At 63.9% G+C, this 19,855-nt stretch carries 16 protein-coding genes and 4 tRNA genes; 12 read left to right on the top strand and 8 right to left on the bottom strand.

From position 1 onward, the window contains the following. The first annotated feature begins 264 nt into the window (after positions 1-264). The 4 genes from KIH81_RS04585 (at position 265) to KIH81_RS04600 (ending at position 5,532) form a co-directional block, all read left to right on the top strand. Complete coding sequence (locus tag KIH81_RS04585; RefSeq protein WP_214304278.1) at positions 265-1,347, top strand: phosphotransferase enzyme family protein; 1,083 nt, start codon at positions 265-267, stop codon at positions 1,345-1,347. Next, positions 1,347-2,930: a UDP-glucose--hexose-1-phosphate uridylyltransferase gene (locus tag KIH81_RS04590; protein WP_214304279.1), complete on the top strand. Its 1,584-nt coding sequence runs from the start codon at positions 1,347-1,349 to the stop codon at positions 2,928-2,930. The genes KIH81_RS04585 and KIH81_RS04590 overlap by 1 nt, the downstream gene beginning before the upstream one ends. 140 nt (positions 2,931-3,070) lie before the next feature. After that, positions 3,071-3,883 (top strand): glucosamine-6-phosphate deaminase, encoded by an 813-nt coding sequence (nagB, locus tag KIH81_RS04595; protein ID WP_100495500.1) that lies wholly within the window; start codon positions 3,071-3,073, stop codon positions 3,881-3,883. 347 nt (positions 3,884-4,230) lie between these two features. Then, on the top strand, positions 4,231-5,532 hold the full coding sequence (locus tag KIH81_RS04600) for an N-acetylglucosamine-6-phosphate deacetylase (RefSeq protein ID WP_214304280.1): 1,302 nt from the start codon (positions 4,231-4,233) through the stop codon (positions 5,530-5,532). A 283-nt stretch (positions 5,533-5,815) separates the two neighbouring features. On the opposite strand, the gene KIH81_RS04605 is transcribed toward KIH81_RS04600, so the two are convergent. After that, entirely contained in the window at positions 5,816-7,216 is a 1,401-nt protein-coding gene (locus KIH81_RS04605) for a DUF805 domain-containing protein (RefSeq protein ID WP_214304281.1), read from the bottom strand. Between the two features lie 462 nt (positions 7,217-7,678). Here KIH81_RS04605 and gltX point away from each other — a divergent pair, with 462 nt between their 5' ends. The 5 genes from gltX to KIH81_RS04630 all read left to right on the top strand — a co-directional run bounded on the left by gltX (position 7,679) and on the right by KIH81_RS04630 (position 10,691). Further along, positions 7,679-9,199, top strand: a complete 1,521-nt coding sequence (gltX, locus tag KIH81_RS04610) for a glutamate--tRNA ligase (protein ID WP_214304282.1) — start codon at positions 7,679-7,681, stop codon at positions 9,197-9,199. Between the two features lie 281 nt (positions 9,200-9,480). Beyond that, a tRNA-Glu gene (locus KIH81_RS04615) sits at positions 9,481-9,553 on the top strand. A 389-nt stretch (positions 9,554-9,942) separates the two neighbouring features. After that, positions 9,943-10,015: transfer RNA gene (locus tag KIH81_RS04620), tRNA-Glu, on the top strand. 38 nt (positions 10,016-10,053) lie between these two features. Then, positions 10,054-10,128: transfer RNA gene (locus tag KIH81_RS04625), tRNA-Gln, on the top strand. Between the two features lie 92 nt (positions 10,129-10,220). Further along, entirely contained in the window at positions 10,221-10,691 is a 471-nt protein-coding gene (locus tag KIH81_RS04630; protein WP_214304283.1) for a hypothetical protein, read from the top strand. 293 nt (positions 10,692-10,984) lie between these two features. Here KIH81_RS04630 and KIH81_RS04635 read toward each other — a convergent pair whose 3' ends face one another. From KIH81_RS04635 to KIH81_RS04645, 3 genes are all read right to left on the bottom strand, one after another. Beyond that, positions 10,985-11,968, bottom strand: coding sequence for a hypothetical protein (locus KIH81_RS04635; protein WP_214304284.1), 984 nt, complete (start codon positions 11,966-11,968; stop codon positions 10,985-10,987). Between the two features lie 203 nt (positions 11,969-12,171). Continuing rightward, positions 12,172-12,999 carry a YoaK family protein gene (locus KIH81_RS04640; protein ID WP_214304285.1) on the bottom strand — a complete coding sequence of 276 codons (828 nt, stop codon included), beginning with the start codon at positions 12,997-12,999 and terminating at the stop codon, positions 12,172-12,174. A gap of 158 nt (positions 13,000-13,157) precedes the next feature. Then, positions 13,158-13,229, bottom strand: a tRNA-Thr gene (locus KIH81_RS04645). A 656-nt stretch (positions 13,230-13,885) separates the two neighbouring features. Here KIH81_RS04645 and KIH81_RS04650 point away from each other — a divergent pair. Both KIH81_RS04650 and KIH81_RS04655 read left to right on the top strand, forming a co-directional pair. Next, entirely contained in the window at positions 13,886-14,752 is an 867-nt protein-coding gene (locus tag KIH81_RS04650) for an ABC transporter ATP-binding protein (RefSeq protein WP_214304286.1), read from the top strand. Then, positions 14,749-16,203 carry an FtsX-like permease family protein gene (locus tag KIH81_RS04655; RefSeq protein ID WP_214304287.1) on the top strand — a complete coding sequence of 485 codons (1,455 nt, stop codon included), beginning with the start codon at positions 14,749-14,751 and terminating at the stop codon, positions 16,201-16,203. The genes KIH81_RS04650 and KIH81_RS04655 overlap by 4 nt, the downstream gene beginning before the upstream one ends. 121 nt (positions 16,204-16,324) lie before the next feature. On the opposite strand, the gene KIH81_RS04660 is transcribed toward KIH81_RS04655, so the two are convergent. The 4 genes from KIH81_RS04660 to KIH81_RS04675 form a co-directional block, all read right to left on the bottom strand. Then, on the bottom strand, positions 16,325-16,696 hold the full coding sequence (locus KIH81_RS04660; RefSeq protein ID WP_420829125.1) for a DUF488 domain-containing protein: 372 nt from the start codon (positions 16,694-16,696) through the stop codon (positions 16,325-16,327). A gap of 65 nt (positions 16,697-16,761) precedes the next feature. Then, complete coding sequence (locus KIH81_RS04665; protein ID WP_214304288.1) at positions 16,762-17,580, bottom strand: PhzF family phenazine biosynthesis protein; 819 nt, start codon at positions 17,578-17,580, stop codon at positions 16,762-16,764. Between the two features lie 91 nt (positions 17,581-17,671). After that, positions 17,672-18,007 carry a branched-chain amino acid transporter permease gene (locus tag KIH81_RS04670; protein WP_214304316.1) on the bottom strand — a complete coding sequence of 112 codons (336 nt, stop codon included), beginning with the start codon at positions 18,005-18,007 and terminating at the stop codon, positions 17,672-17,674. Further along, complete coding sequence (locus KIH81_RS04675) at positions 18,007-18,804, bottom strand: AzlC family ABC transporter permease (protein ID WP_236029275.1); 798 nt, start codon at positions 18,802-18,804, stop codon at positions 18,007-18,009. Before KIH81_RS04675 ends, KIH81_RS04670 begins: the two co-directional genes overlap by 1 nt. Before the next feature lie 169 nt (positions 18,805-18,973). On the opposite strand from KIH81_RS04675, the gene KIH81_RS04680 reads away from it, so the two are divergent. Beyond that, positions 18,974-19,852, top strand: a complete 879-nt coding sequence (locus KIH81_RS04680) for a LysR family transcriptional regulator (RefSeq protein WP_214304289.1) — start codon at positions 18,974-18,976, stop codon at positions 19,850-19,852. The last annotated feature ends 3 nt before the right edge of the window (positions 19,853-19,855 follow it).

The following is a 19,855-nucleotide window of genomic DNA, read 5'->3' on the forward strand; positions in this document are numbered from 1 at the left end:
CAAAAAATTGTCCTAACAATGATGGAAATTGTGCTGCATTGATCGTCATCAGGGACCTCGATAATCGCTGAAAACGCTGCTATTGCAAGGATTATTGGCCGCGGTTGGGGCGTCGCGTCAGACATCGCCCGTGTTTCAATAACAAGTGAAGGGCATGCGCAAGGAATACCGCGGGCGAGGAAGTCGGCGGCATCCGGTGCGAGTCACGAACAGACGAACGAACCAACCACACGAACCGCAACGCGCACACGAAAGAAGGAACCCATGGCAACCATCGACAGCGAACTCGCCGCCGTAGCGAACCTCTTCCAGCTGGAAGGCGAGGTCGAAAGCATCAAGCCGTACGGCGACGGCCACATCAACGTCACCTACCTGCTCACCACGGATCAGCGCCGCTACATCCTGCAGAAGATGAACACCAACGTCTTCCCGGACACCAAGAACCTCATGCGCAACGTCGAACTCGTCACCGACTTCCTGCGCGCCCGCGGCCAGGAGACACTGGACATCATCCGCACCAAGGACGGCGGCACCTACGTGGAGCGCGAGTCCGGCGCGTGGCGGGTATACGCCTTCATCGAAAACACCACGTCCTACAGCCTCGTGCCGAACGCGGACGTGTTCCGCGAGTCCGGCCGCGCGTTCGGCGAATTCCAGCAGACGCTCGCCGAATTCGACGCTTCCCAGCTCACCGAGCCGATCGCCCACTTCCACGACACCCCGCACCGCTTCGCCGACTTCAAGGCCGCGCTCGCCGAGGACAAGCTGGGCCGCGCCGCCACCTGCCAGCCGGAAATCGACTTCTTCCTCAAGCACGAGAGCCAGTACTCCGTGGTGATGGACGGCCTCGCCGACGGCTCCATCCCGCTGCGCGTGACCCACAACGACACCAAGCTCAACAACATCCTCATGGACGCTGAGACCGGCAAGGCCCGCGCGATCATCGACCTCGACACCATCATGCCGGGCTCCATGCTCTTCGACTTCGGCGACTCCATCCGCTTCGGCGCCTCCACCGCGCTGGAGGACGAGCAGGACCTCGACAAGGTGCACTTCAGCACCGAGTACTTCCGCGCCTACGCCGAAGGTTTCATCGGCGCGGTGCGTGAGAGCGTCACCCCGCGCGAGGGCGAACTGTTCGCCTTCGCCGGCAACCTGATGACCATGGAATGCGGCATGCGCTTCCTCGCCGACTACCTGGCCGGCGACACCTACTTCGCCACCAAGTACCCGGAGCACAACCTGGTGCGCGCCCGCACGCAGATCAAGTTGGTACAGGAGATGGAGGCCAAGGCCGGCGAGATCAAGGCCATCGTGGCCGACGTGCTGGAAGGGAGCGTCCGCTGATGGCCGCGGAACACGAAGCCGGCGTGCAGTCCGGTACCCAGGCCGACGCTCAGGCCGCGCTTGCCGGGGTGTACGCCTCCATCGACGCGCTGATGGCCTTCGCCGAGCGCAACCTTGACTTGGACGCCCGCGACGCCGATTGGACCCGCAACCGCATCTTCGAACTGTTCAGTCTGGATTCGTACGGTGCAGTCGCCCCGGCTGCCGCTGACGAGGCTGTTGCTGACGAGACCGCCGCTTCCGCTGCTTCCGCCGGCGACTACGCCTACCCCGACGCTCTCCTCGCCGACTTCCGCGCCGCCGCGGTCGCAGCCGGCCTGTTCGAGCCGGACGAGGGCCCGGTCTACGCGGACATCGTCATGGGCCTGCTCTCCGGCACGCCGTCCTCCATCGAAGACAGCTTCGAGGAGACGGAAGGCACGGACGGCGGCATGGAGGCCATGCACTGGTTCTACCGCTACTGCGTGGCCAACAACTACGTCAAGAAGGCCGTGCTCGACAAGAACCCGCGCTTCGACTCGCACGGACTGGTCATCACCATCAACATGGCCAAGCCCGAATTCAAGAACATGAAGAAGGCCGCGGCCGGCAACTCGGTGGCCGGCGGTTACCCGAAGTGCACCATCTGCCACGAGAACGAGGGCTTTGCGGGCCGCAACAAGCGCACGCTGCGCACCATCCCTGTCACGCTCGGCGGCGAGGAATGGTTCTGGCAGTTCTCCCCGTACGGTTACTTCCACCAGCACGGCATCTGCGTGAACCGCGAGCACACGCCGATGCACGTGGACCGCGACACCTTCGGCCACCTGCTCGACTTCGTGGATCGCTTCCCCGGCTACTTCCTGGGTTGCAACGCCGCGCTGCCGCGCATCGGTGGTTCGGTGCTCGCTCACGACCACTACCAGGGCGGCGGCGAGCTGCTGCCGATGCACAAGGCCGCGGCCTGGGCCACGTTCGCTGTGCCGGACTTCCCGGATACCGTGGTCGAGATTCTCGACTGGCCGGGCACCGCCGTGCGCGTGGTCTCCAAGAACCGCGACGCCATCGTGGAGGTCAGCGACAGGATCCGCCTCGCCTGGCAGGGCTACGATGACGCGGCGGCGGATATCGCCAGCCATGACGAGGACGGCAACCGACAGTCCGCGGTGTCGCCGAGCGCCATCATCACCGACCGCGGCTACGAGATGAGCCTTATCTTCCGCAACAACGCCATCAGCGAGCAGTACCCGGAAGGCATCTTCCACGCGCACCCCGAATTCTGGCCCATCAAGCAGGAGCCGATCGGGCTGATCGAGGCGCAGGGCCTGTTCATCCTGCCCGGACGACTGGTCGAACAGCTCGGCAAACTGGAGGACGCGCTCGCCGCCGGCGAGGGGCTGCCCGAGGATTGCGCCGACTTCCAGTTGCAATGGTCCGAGGTCGCCGCCGCCCTTGACGGCAACCGTGACCGCGACGCCATCCACGCGGCCGTGCAGGACGAGCTCGGCAGCGTGTGCGAACGCATCCTGGGCAACACCGCCGTCTTCAAGGACAAGCACACCACTGTGACGTTCCTCGAAGCCCTCGGCCTCACGCAGCAGTAGCTCCGTTTCTCGGCTCCCCTTGTCAGGGGAGCTGGCGACGAAGTCGACTGAGGGGTAGTTCCGCAGGATGTGAACCACTTCTGATCTAACAGAATCAAAACGTATCCGATATCCATCGGCATCAAGAAAGGAATCCAATCATGGCTGAAGTGATCATCGTCAAGAACGAGGAGGAGGCCGGCGAGATCTACGGCCGCTGCGTCGCGGACCTTATCAAGGCCAAGCCGGACGCGGTGCTGGGACTCGCGACCGGCTCCAGCCCGCTGGCCGCCTACCGCGCTCTCGCCAAGATCGTGAAGGACGAATCCATCGACGTCTCCCAGGTGCGCGGCTTCGCGCTCGACGAGTATCTCGGCCTGCCGCTGACTCACCCGGAGTCCTACCACTCCACCATCCACCGCACGGTCGTCGAACCGCTCGGCCTCGACCCTGCCAAGGTCCACGTGCCCGGTGACGTGCTGAACGGCGCCCCGCTCGAGGATGGCGACAAGATCGCCGCCGCCGGCCCGGCCTACGACGCGGCCATCGAGGCCGCGGGCGGAATCGACGTGCAGATCCTCGGCATCGGCACCGACGGCCACATCGGCTTCAACGAGCCCGGCTCTTCGCTGGCCTCCGGCACGCGCGTCAAGACGCTCGCCGAGCAGACCCGCATCGACAACGCGCGCTTCTTCGACAACGACATCAACCAGGTGCCGACCCACTGCATCACGCAGGGCATCGGTACGGTCCTCAAGGCCCGCCACCTCGTGCTGCTCGCGTTCGGCGCGGGCAAGGCCGAGGCCATCGAGGAAACCGTCGAGGGCGGCGTGAGCGCGTTCTGCCCGGCTTCCGCCCTGCAGCTGCACCCGCACGCCACGATCATCATCGACGAGGAGGCCGCCAGCCGCCTGCGTCACAAGGACTACTACCGCTACGCCTTCGCCCACAAGCCGGCCTGGCAGGGCATCTGATCGGCAGATTGCGTATGATCGGTTGCCCCGGCGACTCCGTTTCTCCATGAAACCGGCCGCCGGGGCAAGCCCGATTTTGAGCCATTCGTATGCTGCGACGCCGATTTGGCGGAATAGTGCGGTTTGCGAGACATCGGTTGTTGCCCCCGCAAGCCGAATCACGGTGGAAAATAGCCGGCGGGGCAACGCATCTGCCACGAGACGCCGAATCACGGCGAATACCCCTTGCCGTGGCAGCATTTCCAGCCCCGGCAAGGCTGATATGGGCGAATCGCGCGTGTAGGGGCAGGAATTATGGTGTATTGGGTAGAGCCAAGTGGTTTTCAGGCAAAGGAGCATCAGGAAACATGACGGACAGAAGTGAAATCGTCGCGCGCGTGACCGCGGCGTTGGAAGGTGAGGCCAAGCCGGTCGCGATCCGAGGGGCGCGCAAGGTGGACGCCCGCGGCGAGCAGTCGGGCTACTGGGTGGTCTCGGACGCGCGTGGCATGATCGTGGCCACGGGCGCTGCGGCCGCGGATGGCACCGGCGAGGAGGCGTTCGAGCACGCCTGCCGCACGGTCGGCATCGACCCGGCCTCCCGCTCCGGCGAGGTCATCGACGCAGGCGGCCACATCCTCACGCCCGGCTACGTGGACATCCACGCCCACGGCGCCTGGGAGAAGAGCTTCGACGACGGCCCCGACGGCATCGACGTGGCCCGCGCCGGCCACGCGGTGCACGGCACCACCCGCCAGGTGCTCTCGCTCATCACCAACCCGATGGACGTGATCTGCCGCAACATCCGCACCGTGCACGAGAAAATGGCCACCCGCCCTGACATCCTCGGCTGCCATCTCGAAGGCCCGTTCCTCGCCTTGAAACGCAAGGGCGCGCACGACCCGAACTGCCTCAAGGACCCGGTGCCCGAACTCGTGGACCGCATGCTCGACGCCTCGGGCGCCGACCCCGCCACTGGCAAGATCGGCTGCATCCGCCAGATCACCATCGCCCCCGAACTCGAGCACGGCATCGGTGCCATCAAGCAGTTCGCGGCCGCCAGCGTGGTGCCCGCGGTCGGCCACTGCGACGCCGACTACGCCACCGCCCAGGCCGGCTTCGACGCGGGCGCCGGCATCATGACCCACATGTTCAACGCGATGAACGGCCTGCACCACCGCGAACCCGGCCCCATCCCGGCCGCCGTCGAGGACCCGCGCGTCACCATCGAGCTCATCAACGACGGCTTCCACGTCCAGAACCCGATGGTCAAGCTCGGCTTCGGACTGGCACCCCATCGCATCGCGTTCGTCACCGACGCGATGGCCGCCACCGACTGCCCCGACGGCGCGTACAAGCTCGGCGAACTCGACGTGAACGTCATCGACGGCCACGCCCGCCTCGTGTCCAACGGCGCCATCGCCGGCTCCACGCTCACCCTGGAGGTCGCGGTCCAGCGCGCGGTCAACGAACTCGGCTTCAGCCCCGTCGCCGCCGTCGAGGCCGCCACCCTCACCCCGGCACGCGCCTTCGGATTCGACCGGGCCAACCCCGTCACCGGCGCTCCGCTCGGCCTCATCGCCCCCGGATACGCCGCCGACCTCAACCTCCTCGACCCCACCGACTGGACCGCCCGGCACGTCTGGTGCGCCGGCCGCCAGGTGAAGTAAACGCTGCAGCGTACGAAATTGGCCTCCGCTCGATAAGGAACGGAGGCCAATTTGCTATGGTTTGACGTCCCCTTCCTTGGCTCCCCTGGTCAGGACATTGCCGTAAAGCAAACAGCGGAGCTGTTTGTAGGCAATGTGCGAGACGACAGTCGAGCCAGTGGACTGCGAACGAAGTTCGTCCTTAATTGCAGGACGAGCTGTCGGCGCAGCCGACTGAGGGGTAGTCCGGTGGAATTATGTCAATATTGGTTTACAAACCTTTGTTATTGCATCAATCAACCATTCACTGACCCTGCCAGGGCTTCTGGGCGCTGTCGTCGTCGGAAGTCGGTGCGGCGGGCGTCGTCGAAGCCGGCTCGTGCGGAGACAGTACGGTTGCGTCGCTCACGGGATCCTCGGCGGGGGCAGCGGGGGCGGAGTACTCCGGGGCCGGGGTCGCGGGAGCCGACGCCGACTGGCCGTAGTCAGGCAGCGGCACGGACGGTGCGGGTGCCGCAGGGGCCTGAGCGGGCTGCCCATAGGCGGCCGGAGTCGGCTGACCGTATTGCGGCGCTGCCGGAGTGGATTGAACCGGCTGCCCATATTCCGGTGCGGCCGGAGTCGGAACCGCAGGAGTCTGCTGGGCGTATCCCGGAGTCGGGGCGGGCGCGCCGTACTGCGGAGCGTAACCATTGGCGGAAGCGGTCGGAGCGGTCGGAGCCGGGCCAGCCGGAGCGCCGAACGCGCCGGTGCCGCCGGGCACATCGAAGCGTGCGCCCTCCGGCTTGCTCGGCAGCGCCATGAACACGATGTACACGATGCCCGCAGCCAGCGTCAGCAGCGAGCCGATCACGGCGATGCCGATGCCGCCGGCCGCCGCCGTGCCGTAGTGGTTGCTGTAGCTGCCGGACGCAAAGCCGCCGAGGCCGCCCCAAATCGCGGTGCCGGCACCCACGGTCATGAGAATCGCACCGATGACGATGGCGCCATAGAAGATGGCCACCCACCAGCCGGGCTTGTCGATGTCATGCAGACGGCGGACCGCCAGCGCGATGCCGGGAATCAGGGTCGCCAGCGCCCACAAGGTGGCTAGGAAAGCCAGCTTGTTATCCGTGGCCTCCGAAAGGATGTTCAGCACGATATTGACGGCGCTGGCCGCCAGCGTCCACCACCAGAATTCGCTGCGGGAGGCGCGGCCGGAGAATACGATGTACTTCTTCCAGAAACGCAGGAACGCCTCCGGGAACGGGCAGCCGTAGTAGGGCTGATCCAGCGGCACGGGGCCGGCCGGGACGCTTGGCGCGGTGTACTGACCATAGGACGGCGGCGCCTGGTTGTACGGCGACTGCCCGCCGTACGGGTTCTGGTCGTACGGATTGGCGACGGGCTGTGCGTACGGCTGCTGCTGGCCGTAACCGGGACCGGCCGGTGCGGGCTGATACTGCGGCGCGCCGGTCTGGCCGTAAGCGGGCTGGCCATACTGTGTGGAAGGCTGAGCGGAGGCGTAGGGATTGCCGGTCGGCTGGGGTGGCACGGGCTGGCCGTAGGCCGGGGCGCCGTATGCGCCGTACTCGGGCTGCGGGGCGGGCGTGCCGTACTGGCCGTACTGCGGCACGGAATCGCCGTTGTTCTGCGGGGTCTGCGCAGCACCGTTGTTCGGGGCATTGGGCGCCGAGGGAAGCGGCACGTTGTTGGGATCAGTCATTGATTCCCCTTTCATCACGGACGGTATCGTCCTGCTCCATTCTTCCAGCTTTTCCATGAAAACCCAACAAATACGGTGAATATTGCCTGAACGGCGTCGTTGAGGCGGCGGCATGGTTCGTGGACGGCGAATCGGCGGAAACTGGCGCGTGCAATCGTTATCAAATCGATATCAAACGAACATGTTCGTTATTGATCGGTTCTGTACTATTTATCGATAGATACGCGCACGGCTGCGGTGACGGAGCCGGAGGAAGCCAACGAAGCTTTCGGCGCGAACACAATTACAGACCAACATAGGGGAACCATCATGAACAACGACTACAACTACAGCGGCAGCGATCGCCACGACTCCCACGAATCCGACGCACAGGCGCAGGACTGGGCCCTGCTGTTCGACGGCCTCGCCTGCTGACGGTTTGCGCGCTCCGGCGCGTCCCCGCTCCGCGGCAGAATAGAGCCCATGACTGATGCTGAAAACACCAAACCCGAACTCCCCGCGAACATTCGTGTTCGCTTCTGCCCGTCGCCGACCGGCACCCCGCACGTGGGCATGGTCCGCACCGCACTGTTCAACTGGGCCGAGGCCCGCGCCACCGGCGGCAAGTTGATCTTCCGCATTGAGGACACCGACGCCGCCCGCGACTCCGAGGAAAGCTACAACCAGATTCTCGAGGCCCTGCGCTGGCTCGGCATCGACTGGGACGAGGGCATCGACGTGGGCGGCCCCCACGGCCCGTACCGACAGTCCGAGCGTGGCGACATCTACAAGGACGTCGCCGCCAAGCTGCTCGAGGCCGGCTACGCCTACGAGTCCTTCTCCACCCCGGAGGAGATCGAGGCCCGCAACGTGGCCGCCGGCCGTCCGAAGGCCTTCGGCTATGACGGTTACGACCGCAACCTCACCGAGGAGCAGAAGGCCGCCTTCCGCGCCGAGGGCCGCAAGCCCGCGCTGCGCATTCGCATGCCCGACGAGGACATCGCCTTCGACGACCTGATTCGTGGCACCATTGAATTCAAGGCCGGTTCCGTGCCGGACTACGTCATCGTGCGTCCGAACGGCGACCCGCTGTACACGCTCACCAACCCGGTGGACGACGCCATGATGGAGATCAACGTGGTGCTCCGCGGCGAGGATCTCCTGAGCTCCACCCCGCGCCAGATCGTGCTCTACCGTTACCTCGAGGAGCTCGGCATCGCCAAGACCACTCCGCTGTTCGGCCACATGCCGTACGTGATGGGCCAGGGCAACAAGAAGCTCTCCAAGCGTGACCCGGAGTCCAACCTGTTCAACCACCGCGACGCCGGCTTCATCCGCGAGGGCCTGCTCAACTACCTGGCTCTGCTCGGCTGGTCCATCGCTCCGGACCGCGACGTGTTCTCCATGGAGGAGATGATCGCCAAGTTCGACGTGCGCGACGTCAAGGCCAACCCGGCCCGCTTCGATCTGGACAAGGCCATCTCCATCAACGCCGAGCACATCCGCATGCTCGACGCCGATGACTTCCTGCGCCGCTCCGTGCCGTACCTGCACCGTGACGGCGTGGTCTCCGCCGACAACTGGGATGCGCTGACCTCCCGCGAGCAGGAGGTCCTGACCGCCGCCGCCCCGCTGGTCCAGCCGCGTGTGCGCCTGCTGGGCGAAGTGGCCGGCATGGTCGGCTCCCTGCTGTCGACCGAAGGCTACATCGAGCCCGATGACGACGCCCGCAAGACCCTCAAGGATTCCGCCGGTGCCGTGCTCGACCTCGCCATCGCCGCGCTGGAAGGTGCATCCGAGGACGGGTGGAAGGCCGAGCCGCTGCATGAGCTGCTTAACAAGGCGCTCATCGAGGACGGCGGCTACAAGCCGCGTCTGGCCTTCGGCCCGGTGCGCGTGGCCGTCTCCGGCCGCCGCGTCTCCCCGCCGCTGTTCGAGTCCATGGAAATTCTCGGCAAGGACGTGACCGTGGCCCGTCTCAAGGGCCTGCGCGAGCACCTGTGATGTGAGCCTGAGCTGCGGCTGAATTGTTCCGCTGACTGACTTTGGCGAAGAATATACGGGCGTCTGTCTTTCGTGGGCAGACGCCCGTTTTCGATGCCGCAGATGGTTAGTGCATCTGATTATCCGCGGCCGAAGGGCTTGACGGCTGGGCAAAGGCCATCGAAGGCCATTTCGGGCGTCTGTCAACCAAGGAATCACAATGTGACACGCCGTAGTTGACGTTGGTGAGATGTTCCCGTATATTAATCACTCGTTGCGGTTCGCCGCAGCGGATAACTCAAGCCCCCATCGTCTAGCGGTCTAGGACTACGCCCTCTCACGGCGCCAACACCGGTTCAAATCCGGTTGGGGGTACTTCTTCGGAAAGCCTCGGCATCGCGCCGGGGCTTTTTCGTTTTCCGAGCCGGCGGTCCGGGGTGACGGTTTTGGGGCAGGGGAAGCGTAGTCGCATCCCTGGTTCTGGGCATACTCTTCTCAATTATTCTGTGCATATGCATACCACGAAAACGGTCTGAATGGGGAGTTCGTGGTGGATGTATGCCCAGAACGGTGGATGCCGGATGTTTCATGATGGGTGTATGCCCGGAATCGATTATCGGGATCCATGGTGGGACCTGCTTATGGTTTGACGCCAAAACCGCGGAATTCTGCGCGACACGCCGTGATTTGCATTCGGCTGGGCTTTCTGTAATATATACACCTGTTGCGCGGTTCGCCGAGCAGCCGGTTGAAAAACTGAATATGCCCCCATCGTCTAGCGGTCTAGGACTACGCCCTCTCACGGCGCCAACACCGGTTCAAATCCGGTTGGGGGTACGACGGACAACTCTTCGGAGTTGCCACGCCAGCCAAATTGGGGTGTGGTGTAATTGGCAACACAGCTGATTCTGGTTCAGCCATTCTTGGTTCGAGTCCAGGCACCCCAGCCAATGAGCCCTCGCGAAATGCGAGGGTTTTTTGTTTTTCTGGGGGCTTCACGAAAGCCCGTCCCCGTACTGAACGAGAACGAAGGAGATCGAGTATGTCCGCTGAAACCCAGAAGAACACCGCGAACACCCAGGCCGCCGCAAAGAAGCGCATGCCGAAGTGGGCCATCGCCCTTATCGTGGTGGTGATCGTCGCCGTGATCGCCGTGGCCGGCGTGTTCGGATTCCGCGCGTATTCCGAGTCCCAGTACAACACCGCCGTGGCAGCCTGCGCCACCGCCTCCGAGGAAGTGCGCAACGCCACCAACGACTACAACAACCTCGTCAACGGCGACGCCTCTGAAGCCGCCGCCCTCACCGAGAAGGATGTCAAGGACGCCTCCACGCTCGACGCGCTCAACAAGGAACTGAGCGCCGAAATGCCCGAATACGAGGGCTGCCTCGCCGATGACACCAAGGGCTACCAGGCCGCCACCGACAAGCTCAACGAGCAGACGGACTGGTACAAGACGCACACCGCCTCCCTGCAGAAGGCCGTGGACGCCGTCAACGCCGCCAAGAAGTGAGTTTTCGGCTCCTGACGCCCGTTCGCCGCTCCACTGCGGTGAGCTAATACCCGTTGCGCCCCGCTGAGATTGTTCTTGGCGGGGCGCAACGGGTATGTGCTGGCGGTTTTGCCTCGCTGACATGACGTGAGTGGGGCAGCGCGGGGGGCGTAACGCCGGGTTTTCTTCGCTTGGCGGCATTCCGTGTTCATTGCCGGGTATGCTCTCCCCGTTGTGCCACGCTGATGGCCGATGCAGCGAGGCACAACGGATACGAGCTCCTTGTTGCCCCGCGCATGGGCGGATTCCGCGGTCTACGCGACGAACCGCAGATAGGTGCGATCGTCGAACGAATCCAGGCCGGGCGTGAATCCCTTGGTTGACCGGTACTCGTTGATGAGTGCCGGATCGTCGTGCCTGAGACGCCGCAGTTCGGCCTCGGACTCGGCAAGCGTGGGCCTGAGCAGGGGGTAGCCGTCCGAAGCGAGCACGACCTCGTCACCGGGATGGACAGGTATCGCGCGAATCGGATACGTCGGATCCGTGAACCCGTCGAACACGAAGTATCCGTACGGTCCGCGCTGGTTGGCGAATTGCGATTGCAGTCGCAGGAACGGCAGGATCATGTCGCGTGCTGGGTCTGAAGAGCCAGATGATGAGTCGGATAGTGAATCGGGAGCGAAATCGGGTGAGCTGCTGGCCGGAGTACCGGATGCGACGTCGGAAGGCGCGTAATTCCGTACGTTCCGTTCCCGCAACGCCAACGTGACGAACGTCCGCAATTCGCCGAGCAATTCATCGACCCGCTTGACGGTGGGCGTCTGCACGCCATTGACCATGATCTGGCAGTCGCCGTACAGCCAGGCCTCGTGGTGACGGGCGCTATAGACCACCACATTGGCCTGAAGGCGTTCCACGGGCTCGCGTTCGAACACGGCGTAATCGCAGGCCGCTGGGGAATCGTCGGCATGCCCGTATGTGGCTTTGGTGTCCGCGTCGTCGCTCGGATTCGGGCTGCCGTGCGTGCGCGTATCGGCGCGACTGCGGTAGGTGGCTTGGAACTTCGCGTCGATTGCCGACTGGACCTGCCGCATGTCCGCATCGGCCGGCAGTTCCGCGATGGCCTCCAGCGCCAGATTCTTCGCGACCACACCGCCGCTCGGCCGCCAGAGATGACGGATGCTCTTGCTGGTCACCCCGTCCACCACGGCCGCGAAGTCGCCGGTGACGATCAGCCCGTCCTCGTTGAGCGATTGATCGCTCCGCTTGCCTTGACAATACTGTTCGATGATGCGCATGACCGGCCTCCCGGAATCACTATAGGCTTTGTGAAACCAAGACGGCATGTTCTCTTATTTCTGGCTCCCCTTGTCAGGGGAGCTGTCGGCGTAGCTGACTGAGGGGTAGTCCAGCCGGATTCATACCAATTCTGTTTGAACAGAGCTTTACTGTATCCCTATTAACCTTGGATTGTTGCGCTGCAATTGGCGTGCCTCTCGCGTCACCGTCGCCCGACGACCCAGGTGGCGTCGGATCGCACGTGCGGCAGCATCATCACGATGACCACGAGCAGGCAGGCGATCATCACCATCAGAATCATGTCCTCATGGCCGCGCGTCTGCAGCATCGCGCCGGTCAGCGCGCCTAGGGCCAGCGCCAGCATCACCACCGCGCGGCGGCCCAGTTTCGACTGCTCGTGACCATGGGCGGACGTGTCGGCGACGATTCCGGTTAGCGTCATCGTCAGCACCGTGGTAGGCAGGTCGGGCACGGACAGCTTGCGTGCGGTGGAATTCTGAATGCCCATGGCCGGCGCGAGCAGCACGATGAGCATGATGATATGCAGGTCGATATGCCGTGCGGTGGGGAAGTTCAGGCTCGGCTGCGAGGCGCGTGCGAGGGCCGTGGGATCGGTGCCGCCCATGGCCGGTTCCGGGGCGAAATGATTGAGCAGGTAGATGCCGGCCAGCGCCGCGGCCACGAACGCGAGCTGTATCACGGTCGACACCAGCAGGTGACGGGCGCGATTGGCGCCGAAGTAGTGGATGATGCGCCCGCCGATAAGCGCGCCGACCATGAACGCTGCCAGAGTCAGCGCCGACGTCCACCAGACGAAGCCCTGTGCGTGGGCGATCGCGAATCCCAGGAAGACGATGTTGCCGGTCACGTTGGCCACGAACACGTGTCCGAGCGCCAGATAGCTCAGCGCATCCACCAGTCCGGCCACGAACGTGAGGATCACGAGCGCCGGGGAGAGCAGTCCGTAACGGTCGTCCTTGCGGGGGATCAGCGTGCGTCCGGCTTCTGCCAGGTGCGATGTGGAGGTCATGGTGTCGGGCGGGTTCCTTGGAATCGATGGGCTTTGCGGGCGGCGCGATACGCCGTACGTGGCAAGGCTAGGGGAGTGGCACGACTGACGTGCGGAGAAGGATTCGCGGAGCTGTCGTGCACAACGATTTGGCGGAGAATTCCGCCAGAAAACAAGAGAGCCCCGAGTGAGAATTGGACTCACGACCTCTTCCTTACCAAGGAAGTGCTCTACCACTGAGCTATCGGGGCGTTACGGATTCGGCCGAGCCGCTTGGCCGGGCCTCATCAGGCAACCTGTACATCATGGCACGGAATCGCGTATCACGCAAATCGACGGCCGGAAGTCGCCGTGTTCACCACCGCGCTGGCGCGAATTCACCTGTGCTTGGTCGAGTACACATGATTCGGAAACACGGGCGGGGTAAACCGAATCACGATATGAACGGAAGATAAGCAAAGGAATGATCATGAACGCACAGATCAGCGACTATGAATCGCACCATGCCGCCGCGCATCACGGCAGCGACAGCCAATACGACGCCTACATGTACACCGAATACGGCATCGAGCGCTGACGCTCGCGCCCAGCCGGTATCCAGAGAAGCAAGCGTGCCGCCGACGGCTCGACATGCTTCCCGCGCATACCGCGTAGTCACGGGCGACTCCACAAACCCCGTAGTCGGCATGGTCTTTGCATCGTCGTAGATGTGTTTTGAAGACGATATTCACATCCGTCGTTCAGATTGCTGCATGATGGCGGATGAGGCGAGATATCCGTCTGAGCAACCTCATCCTTGTGGGTAATCCTTCCGGATGAGCCGGTGCGCGATTCTGCGAACCGATTCGGAATGGTTCATCCCACAGCCCGATGGAGGGCCACACGACTGGCCCGTAACCTCGGTGGTATGAACGCAACAACACAGCAATCCCAGCGAACCGTACCGGCGGCCCGTCCCGCCGCCCAGCCAGTCCAGTCGGCGCAGCCTCAACTCCGGCAGCCACGTACGTGGACGCCGATACTCGAGGCGCATGATCTCGTGATGGACTACACCGCGGCAATGCTCAACACGCAGGCCGGTCGCGGGGTCACCGGGGTGGCATCCCCCACCTCCGCCGTGTCCGTCCCGAATACGCCGTTTGGCCCGAGCGCGCTCGCCCTGAACCATGTGAACTTCGCATTGGGAGAAGGCGAGACGGTGGCTGTCATGGGTCCGTCCGGTTCCGGCAAATCGACGCTGCTCCACGCGCTTGCCGGCATCATTCGCCCGACTGCCGGAACCGTGATGTTCCGAGGCGTGAATCTCGGAACCATGGGCGATGCCGACCGCACCAGGCTGCGCCGCAGCGCTTTCGGCTTCGTGTTCCAGTCAGGTCAGCTGCTGCCCGAGCTGCCGGCCGTGGAGAACATCGCCCTGCCGATGATGCTTGGCGGTGTGCCATACCGCGACGCAACGGACGCTGCCATGCTCTGGCTCGAGCGCATGGGTCTCAAGGCCCTGGCCACGCATCGGCCCGGCGAGATGAGCGGCGGCCAGATGCAGCGCATCGCCATCGCCAGGGCGCTCGCCGTACGACCTGCCGTCGTCTTCGCCGACGAGCCGACCGGCGCGCTCGACCAGACCACCGGTCGTGAGGTCATGGGCATCCTCATGGCCGCCGCACGCGACAACGGTGCGGCTGTGGTCGTCGTCACCCATGACCCGAACGTGGCCGCCTTCTGCTCGCGCACCGTGACCATGCAGGACGGACGGCTGGGAGGAGACGCACGATGAGCACGTTCGCACTCTGGCGGTTGTTCCATCGTTCCGGTCGGTCGAGCACGTCCGGGCATACCTCGGTACTGGCGATCATCGCGTTCGCCGCGGCTACCGCCATCTTCCTCACGGTGCTTGGCGGCGTGCACGGGTTCATATGGCGTGCCTCCGCCGACCACACGCTCGGATGCCTGTTCGATGAAACCGTATGCAGGCCGGGCACGTTGGCCGTCTGGCAGCATCGGCTCACCAATCCCGCTGACCCGGCCTCCTACGCCTCCGGGTATGTGATGCTGGCCGGGTTCGCCTGCGCGCTGCTCGTCGTGCCGTTCGTGGCGCTCGCCGGTTCCGCGGCGCGACTTGCCGCATCCCGCCGTGATGCGCGTCTCGCCGCCCTGCGACTGGCCGGCGCCACCACAGGCCAGGTGGTCCGTCTCACCGCGCTCGATGCCGCCGGCCAGGCTTTGGTGGGCTCACTCATCGGCATTCTCGGCTACTGTGCGCTCATGCCGCTGATCATGCTGCTGCGTTTCCAGAATCAGGGATTCACATTCGAACAGCTCTGGGTCGGAGTACCTGCCTTGGTTGCTACGGTTACGGGCGTCGCTGTACTGGCTCTGGTTTCTTCGCTGATTACGCTGCGTCGCGTGGCCATCACGCCGCTTGGCGTCATGAGTCGCGCGGCGGGTCCGCTGCCGTCCGCTTGGCGCGCGGTGGTCTTTGTCGCCGTGATGCTCGTCGCCGTGATCGTGCTCAAGAATCCGGCGATGCTGGCAGGCTTCGGCATGGGCGAGGCGATGATCTACGTTGTGGTGATCGGCTTCGTGCTGCTCTGCTTCGCGCTGTTCAATCTCATCGGTTCATGGATAGTCACGGCTCGCGCCAAATCCAAATCCCGCCATCCCAAGGACGCCGCGACCATGATTGCCATGCGTCGCATCCTCGATAACCCCAAACGCGCCTGGCGCAACGTCTCCGGCATCGCACTGGCCGTGTTCGTCGCCGGTATCACGTCGATTTGTGGATTCCTCGGTTCGGCTTCGGCGGGCGGCAGCCTGAACGATTCAGCGACGCTGTTCTTGCACGACATCGGCACCGGCGGACTGCTGACGTTGGTGTTCGCCGCCGTGCTCGCGGCCGTCAGCTCAGGCGTGATGCAGGCCGGCAGCGTCTACGATCAGGTGAACGAATACCGCATGCTCGTACTCGAGGGGACGGATGCGAAGACCTTGAACCGCGCGAGATTCGTCGAAGTGCTCACACCGCTCAATATCGTGGTGATTGTGGCGGGCAGCTGTTCGATGCTGCTCATGGCGCCGCTGTTCGCCGTATCGATGACCGAGCCGGCCACGCTGCTCAGTTTCTTCGGCGGCCTCGCACTGTGCTATGCGCTGGTCGCGATCGGTGCATTCGCCTCCAATCGCGTGGCCGCCAGTCTCAATCTGGCTGATTACCGCGCCGATGATTGATCAAGGAGTATTGGGTTATAGACCCGAAATTGCTCGAAGGATTGGCTGATAGGCAAACACCGGAACCGTAATGGTTCCGGAGTGACGGCGGAGGATCCGAGACCCCAACCTTTGGGTCGGTTCAGCGCGTCTCGACGGCTCCGATGATGTCGTTCATGTAGTCGCGCAGTACGACCGCATGGTTGACCAGCGGATCCTTGGCCGCGTACAGGAGCGTGACCGTCGCATGGGCCGTGGCAAGATCGCGCAGTGCCGTGACGGCTCCGTCGTTGGCGTCCAGCTCAGCCCGGTACTGTTCGGCGAACTCATTGAAGTGCGTTGGCTCATGCCCGAACCATTTACGCAGCTCGGGCGACGGCGCGATACCCTTCATCCACAAATCAAGGGTGGCGCGCTCCTTACTCACGCCGCGCGGCCACAGTCGATCCACCAGAATCCTGTAGCCGTCTCCGGATTCCGGCTCGTCATAGATACGTTTCACTACGATTCCCACGCCCACCATCATCGGTCCGTAAGATGGGCAAGTCAATGCCGGACGTCCGAACGCTGATTCCATCATCAGTCGGGCATGATGGTCCCGACGGAGAACAACGCCGCGCTGCCGCCGAGGCTGACGCGGCCGTCACCGACCGTGGCGTGGATGGCGCCGCCGCGCACCGACGCCTGATATGCGATAAGCGAGGTTTTGCCGAGGTGTTTGCTCCAATACGGCAGGATGTGGCAATGGCCGGAGCCGCAGACCGGGTCCTCGGGGACGTTGAGCTTCGGCGCGAACGAGCGGGACACGCAGTCGAAGCCCGAATCCGCGTCGCCGGCCGCCGTGACGTTGGACAGCAGGCCGGGCAGGTCCTTGAGCAGCTCCTGATCGGGATCGAGCCCGCGCACGGTCCTCTCGTCGGACATCACGCACAGCAGGTCGCGTCCGAGCCATGCCTCGATGGGACGTGCTCCCAGGGCCTGCTCCATCGCGTCGGTGACCGGCGTGGGCTTTAGGTCGAAGGCCGGGAAGTCCATCGTGAACACGTCGGTACCGCGATCGGTGCCGCTTTCACCGTGTCTGCGGGTCACGGTCAGCATGCCGCTCATCGTGCGGAACCGCACCACGTCGGTGTCCGGTTCCACGAACCGCAACACCACATACGCGGAGGCGAGCGTCGCGTGCCCGCACAGGTCGATCTCGCCGCCCGGCGTGAACCAGCGCAGATGCCATCCCGCCGGCTCACGCACGATGAACGCGGTCTCGGAGAACCGGTTCTCCATCGCGATGTTCGCCATCAGCTCGTCCGAGGGCCACGACTCCGGCAGACACACCGCCGCCGGATTACCCTTGAACACCCTGTCCGTGAACGCATCCACCACATACTGCCGCATAGCCATGCTTATCTCCCATTGCTTTCGTCGTCTACCGTCGGATGTCCGTCGCCATGGATCCCCCTCCCAAAAAACGAGGCGGGAAGCCGCAAACCCGTCACGCAAACACCAGCTGGACGAGCACCATATACATGATGGTTCCTCCGGCGACGGACACCAGCATGCTGTGGCGCCACCGATGCAGCAGCACGATGACGAGGACCGCGATCGCCTCGGGCACTCCATGGGATCCGGAGAACGGCGACACGTCCTTGAGCGCGTACACCACCAGCAGACCAGTCATCGCATGTGGCAGAACCCTACCGAGGTAGGTCACGGTTCTGGGCGGTCGGCGTGAATCGGGAAACAGCGTGAACGGCAGGAAGCGGGTGAGCATGGTGCCCAACGAGACCGCCGCGATGGTCACAACGGCCTGCCATGTGGTCATGGTCATCATCGTGCCACCCCGTTTCGGGGGCCGTGCTCGTCGTCCGCGGCTTCCAATCTCGTACGCAATATCAGGAACGTCACCAGCATCAGCGCCATGGCCGGAATCATGAACCGGTCCGGGCCGAACAGCGCCAGACAAATCGCGGAGGCCGACAACCCGATCAGCGCAGACGCATGAGGCCGCGCCGAATCCATGAGATCCGCGATCGCCAGGTGTGGGCGCGGGTGACTGTCGTCGTCTTCCCTCCGGTTCCGGTCGTCATCCCACTGTTCGAGGAGAATCGACAGGAACAGGGCGGCGAGCACGAACTCGATGCCCTTGGTATCGAACGGCAGCACGCCGCCGGCCAGCCAGCCCAACGCTATGCCGCCGAACCAGTAGGAGCGGCAGAGGGCGGAGACGAACACCATGAACCATCCCCGGTCGACCAGTGCCGGAATATGCACGCTGGAATCGATGGCGAACGTCTCGTCGATCATCGTGAAGATCAGATACGGCTTTCTCCAGCCCAGGCCGCGGAATGTGTCCAGCATCGACAGGCCATAGAACAGATGACGCGCGTTGACCATGATCGCCAACATGAACGCGGACCATGGGGCGAACGGGGACAGCAGCAGATTCACGGTGACGAATTCCATCGACCCGGCGAAGATGACGTAGCCCATGGCCAGCGGGTACACGATCGGGAATCCCTTGGCATGCATAAGCAGTCCGTAGGATCCGCCGAAAAACAGGAAGCCGGCGGCGATCGGCAGCGTGGGCGGTAACGCGGCGCGGAACGCCGTACGCAACAACGCCATATCGGGAGATCCTTTCCTTCATTGATGTTCCCGTGCATGTGTCGAACAATCCAACTGCGCTGGACGTGTCCGATGGCGGCCATCGTATGACGGGCGCATACGATAAGTACAATCAAATCCGCTAATGAATGCATAAGCAATACTTATGCATCGTCTATGATGGGCAATCATGGACAACCGGTATCTCGCCCTGCGGCACATCGTAGAATACGGCAGCTTCTCCGCGGCCGCCGACGAACTGCGATGCAGCCAGTCGGCCGTCAGCCAGATGATCGCCTCGCTGGAGAAGGAACTCGACGTCACCCTGCTCAACCGGCAGCGCGGCGGATGCACGCTCACCGAGGAGGGACGCCAGCTCTACCCGCTCATCGAACGCTACGTGGAGGACGGCCTGCGCATCCGAGAACGGACCGACGAGATTCTCGGCCTCGACACCGGCGTGATACGCATGGGCACCATCGCCAGCATCTCCGCACACTGGCTGCCCGGTCTCATCAGCGGATTCCAGCAACGCTATCCGAACGTGCGGTTCGTCCTGCATCAAGGCGACTACACCACAATCCAGGAATGGATCCACAACGGCACCATCGACTTCGGGTTCATCAACCCCGCCGCCGCGCGCGACGTGCGGACCATCACCATCAAACGGGGCGCCATGCTCGCCGTTCTGCCGCAAGGCCATCCGCTCGCCGCACTCGATCGGGTGCCGTTGGCCGCGCTCGCCGAGGAACCCATGATTCTGCTGGAGGAGGGACATTATTCCGAGCCGTTGGAGGCATTCGCGTCGATCGGGCTCAAACCGAACGTGCGGTTGCGCATCCACGACGACTACTCGATCATGACCATGGTCGAAGCCGGGTTGGGATTCAGCATCCTCGCCGAACTCATCCTCCACCGCACCAGCACCAACTACAGGCTCACCCTACGCCCCACCGATCCGCCCGTGGAACGCACCATCGCCATTGCCTACGCCGACCGTGACAGGCTCCCACTGGCGGCCAGACGATTCATCGAACACCTGCGCGCCAATATCGACGCATTGCCGTGAGCC

Source organism: Bifidobacterium miconisargentati (genome assembly GCF_019331675.1).
Classification (GTDB): domain Bacteria; phylum Actinomycetota; class Actinomycetes; order Actinomycetales; family Bifidobacteriaceae; genus Bifidobacterium; species Bifidobacterium miconisargentati.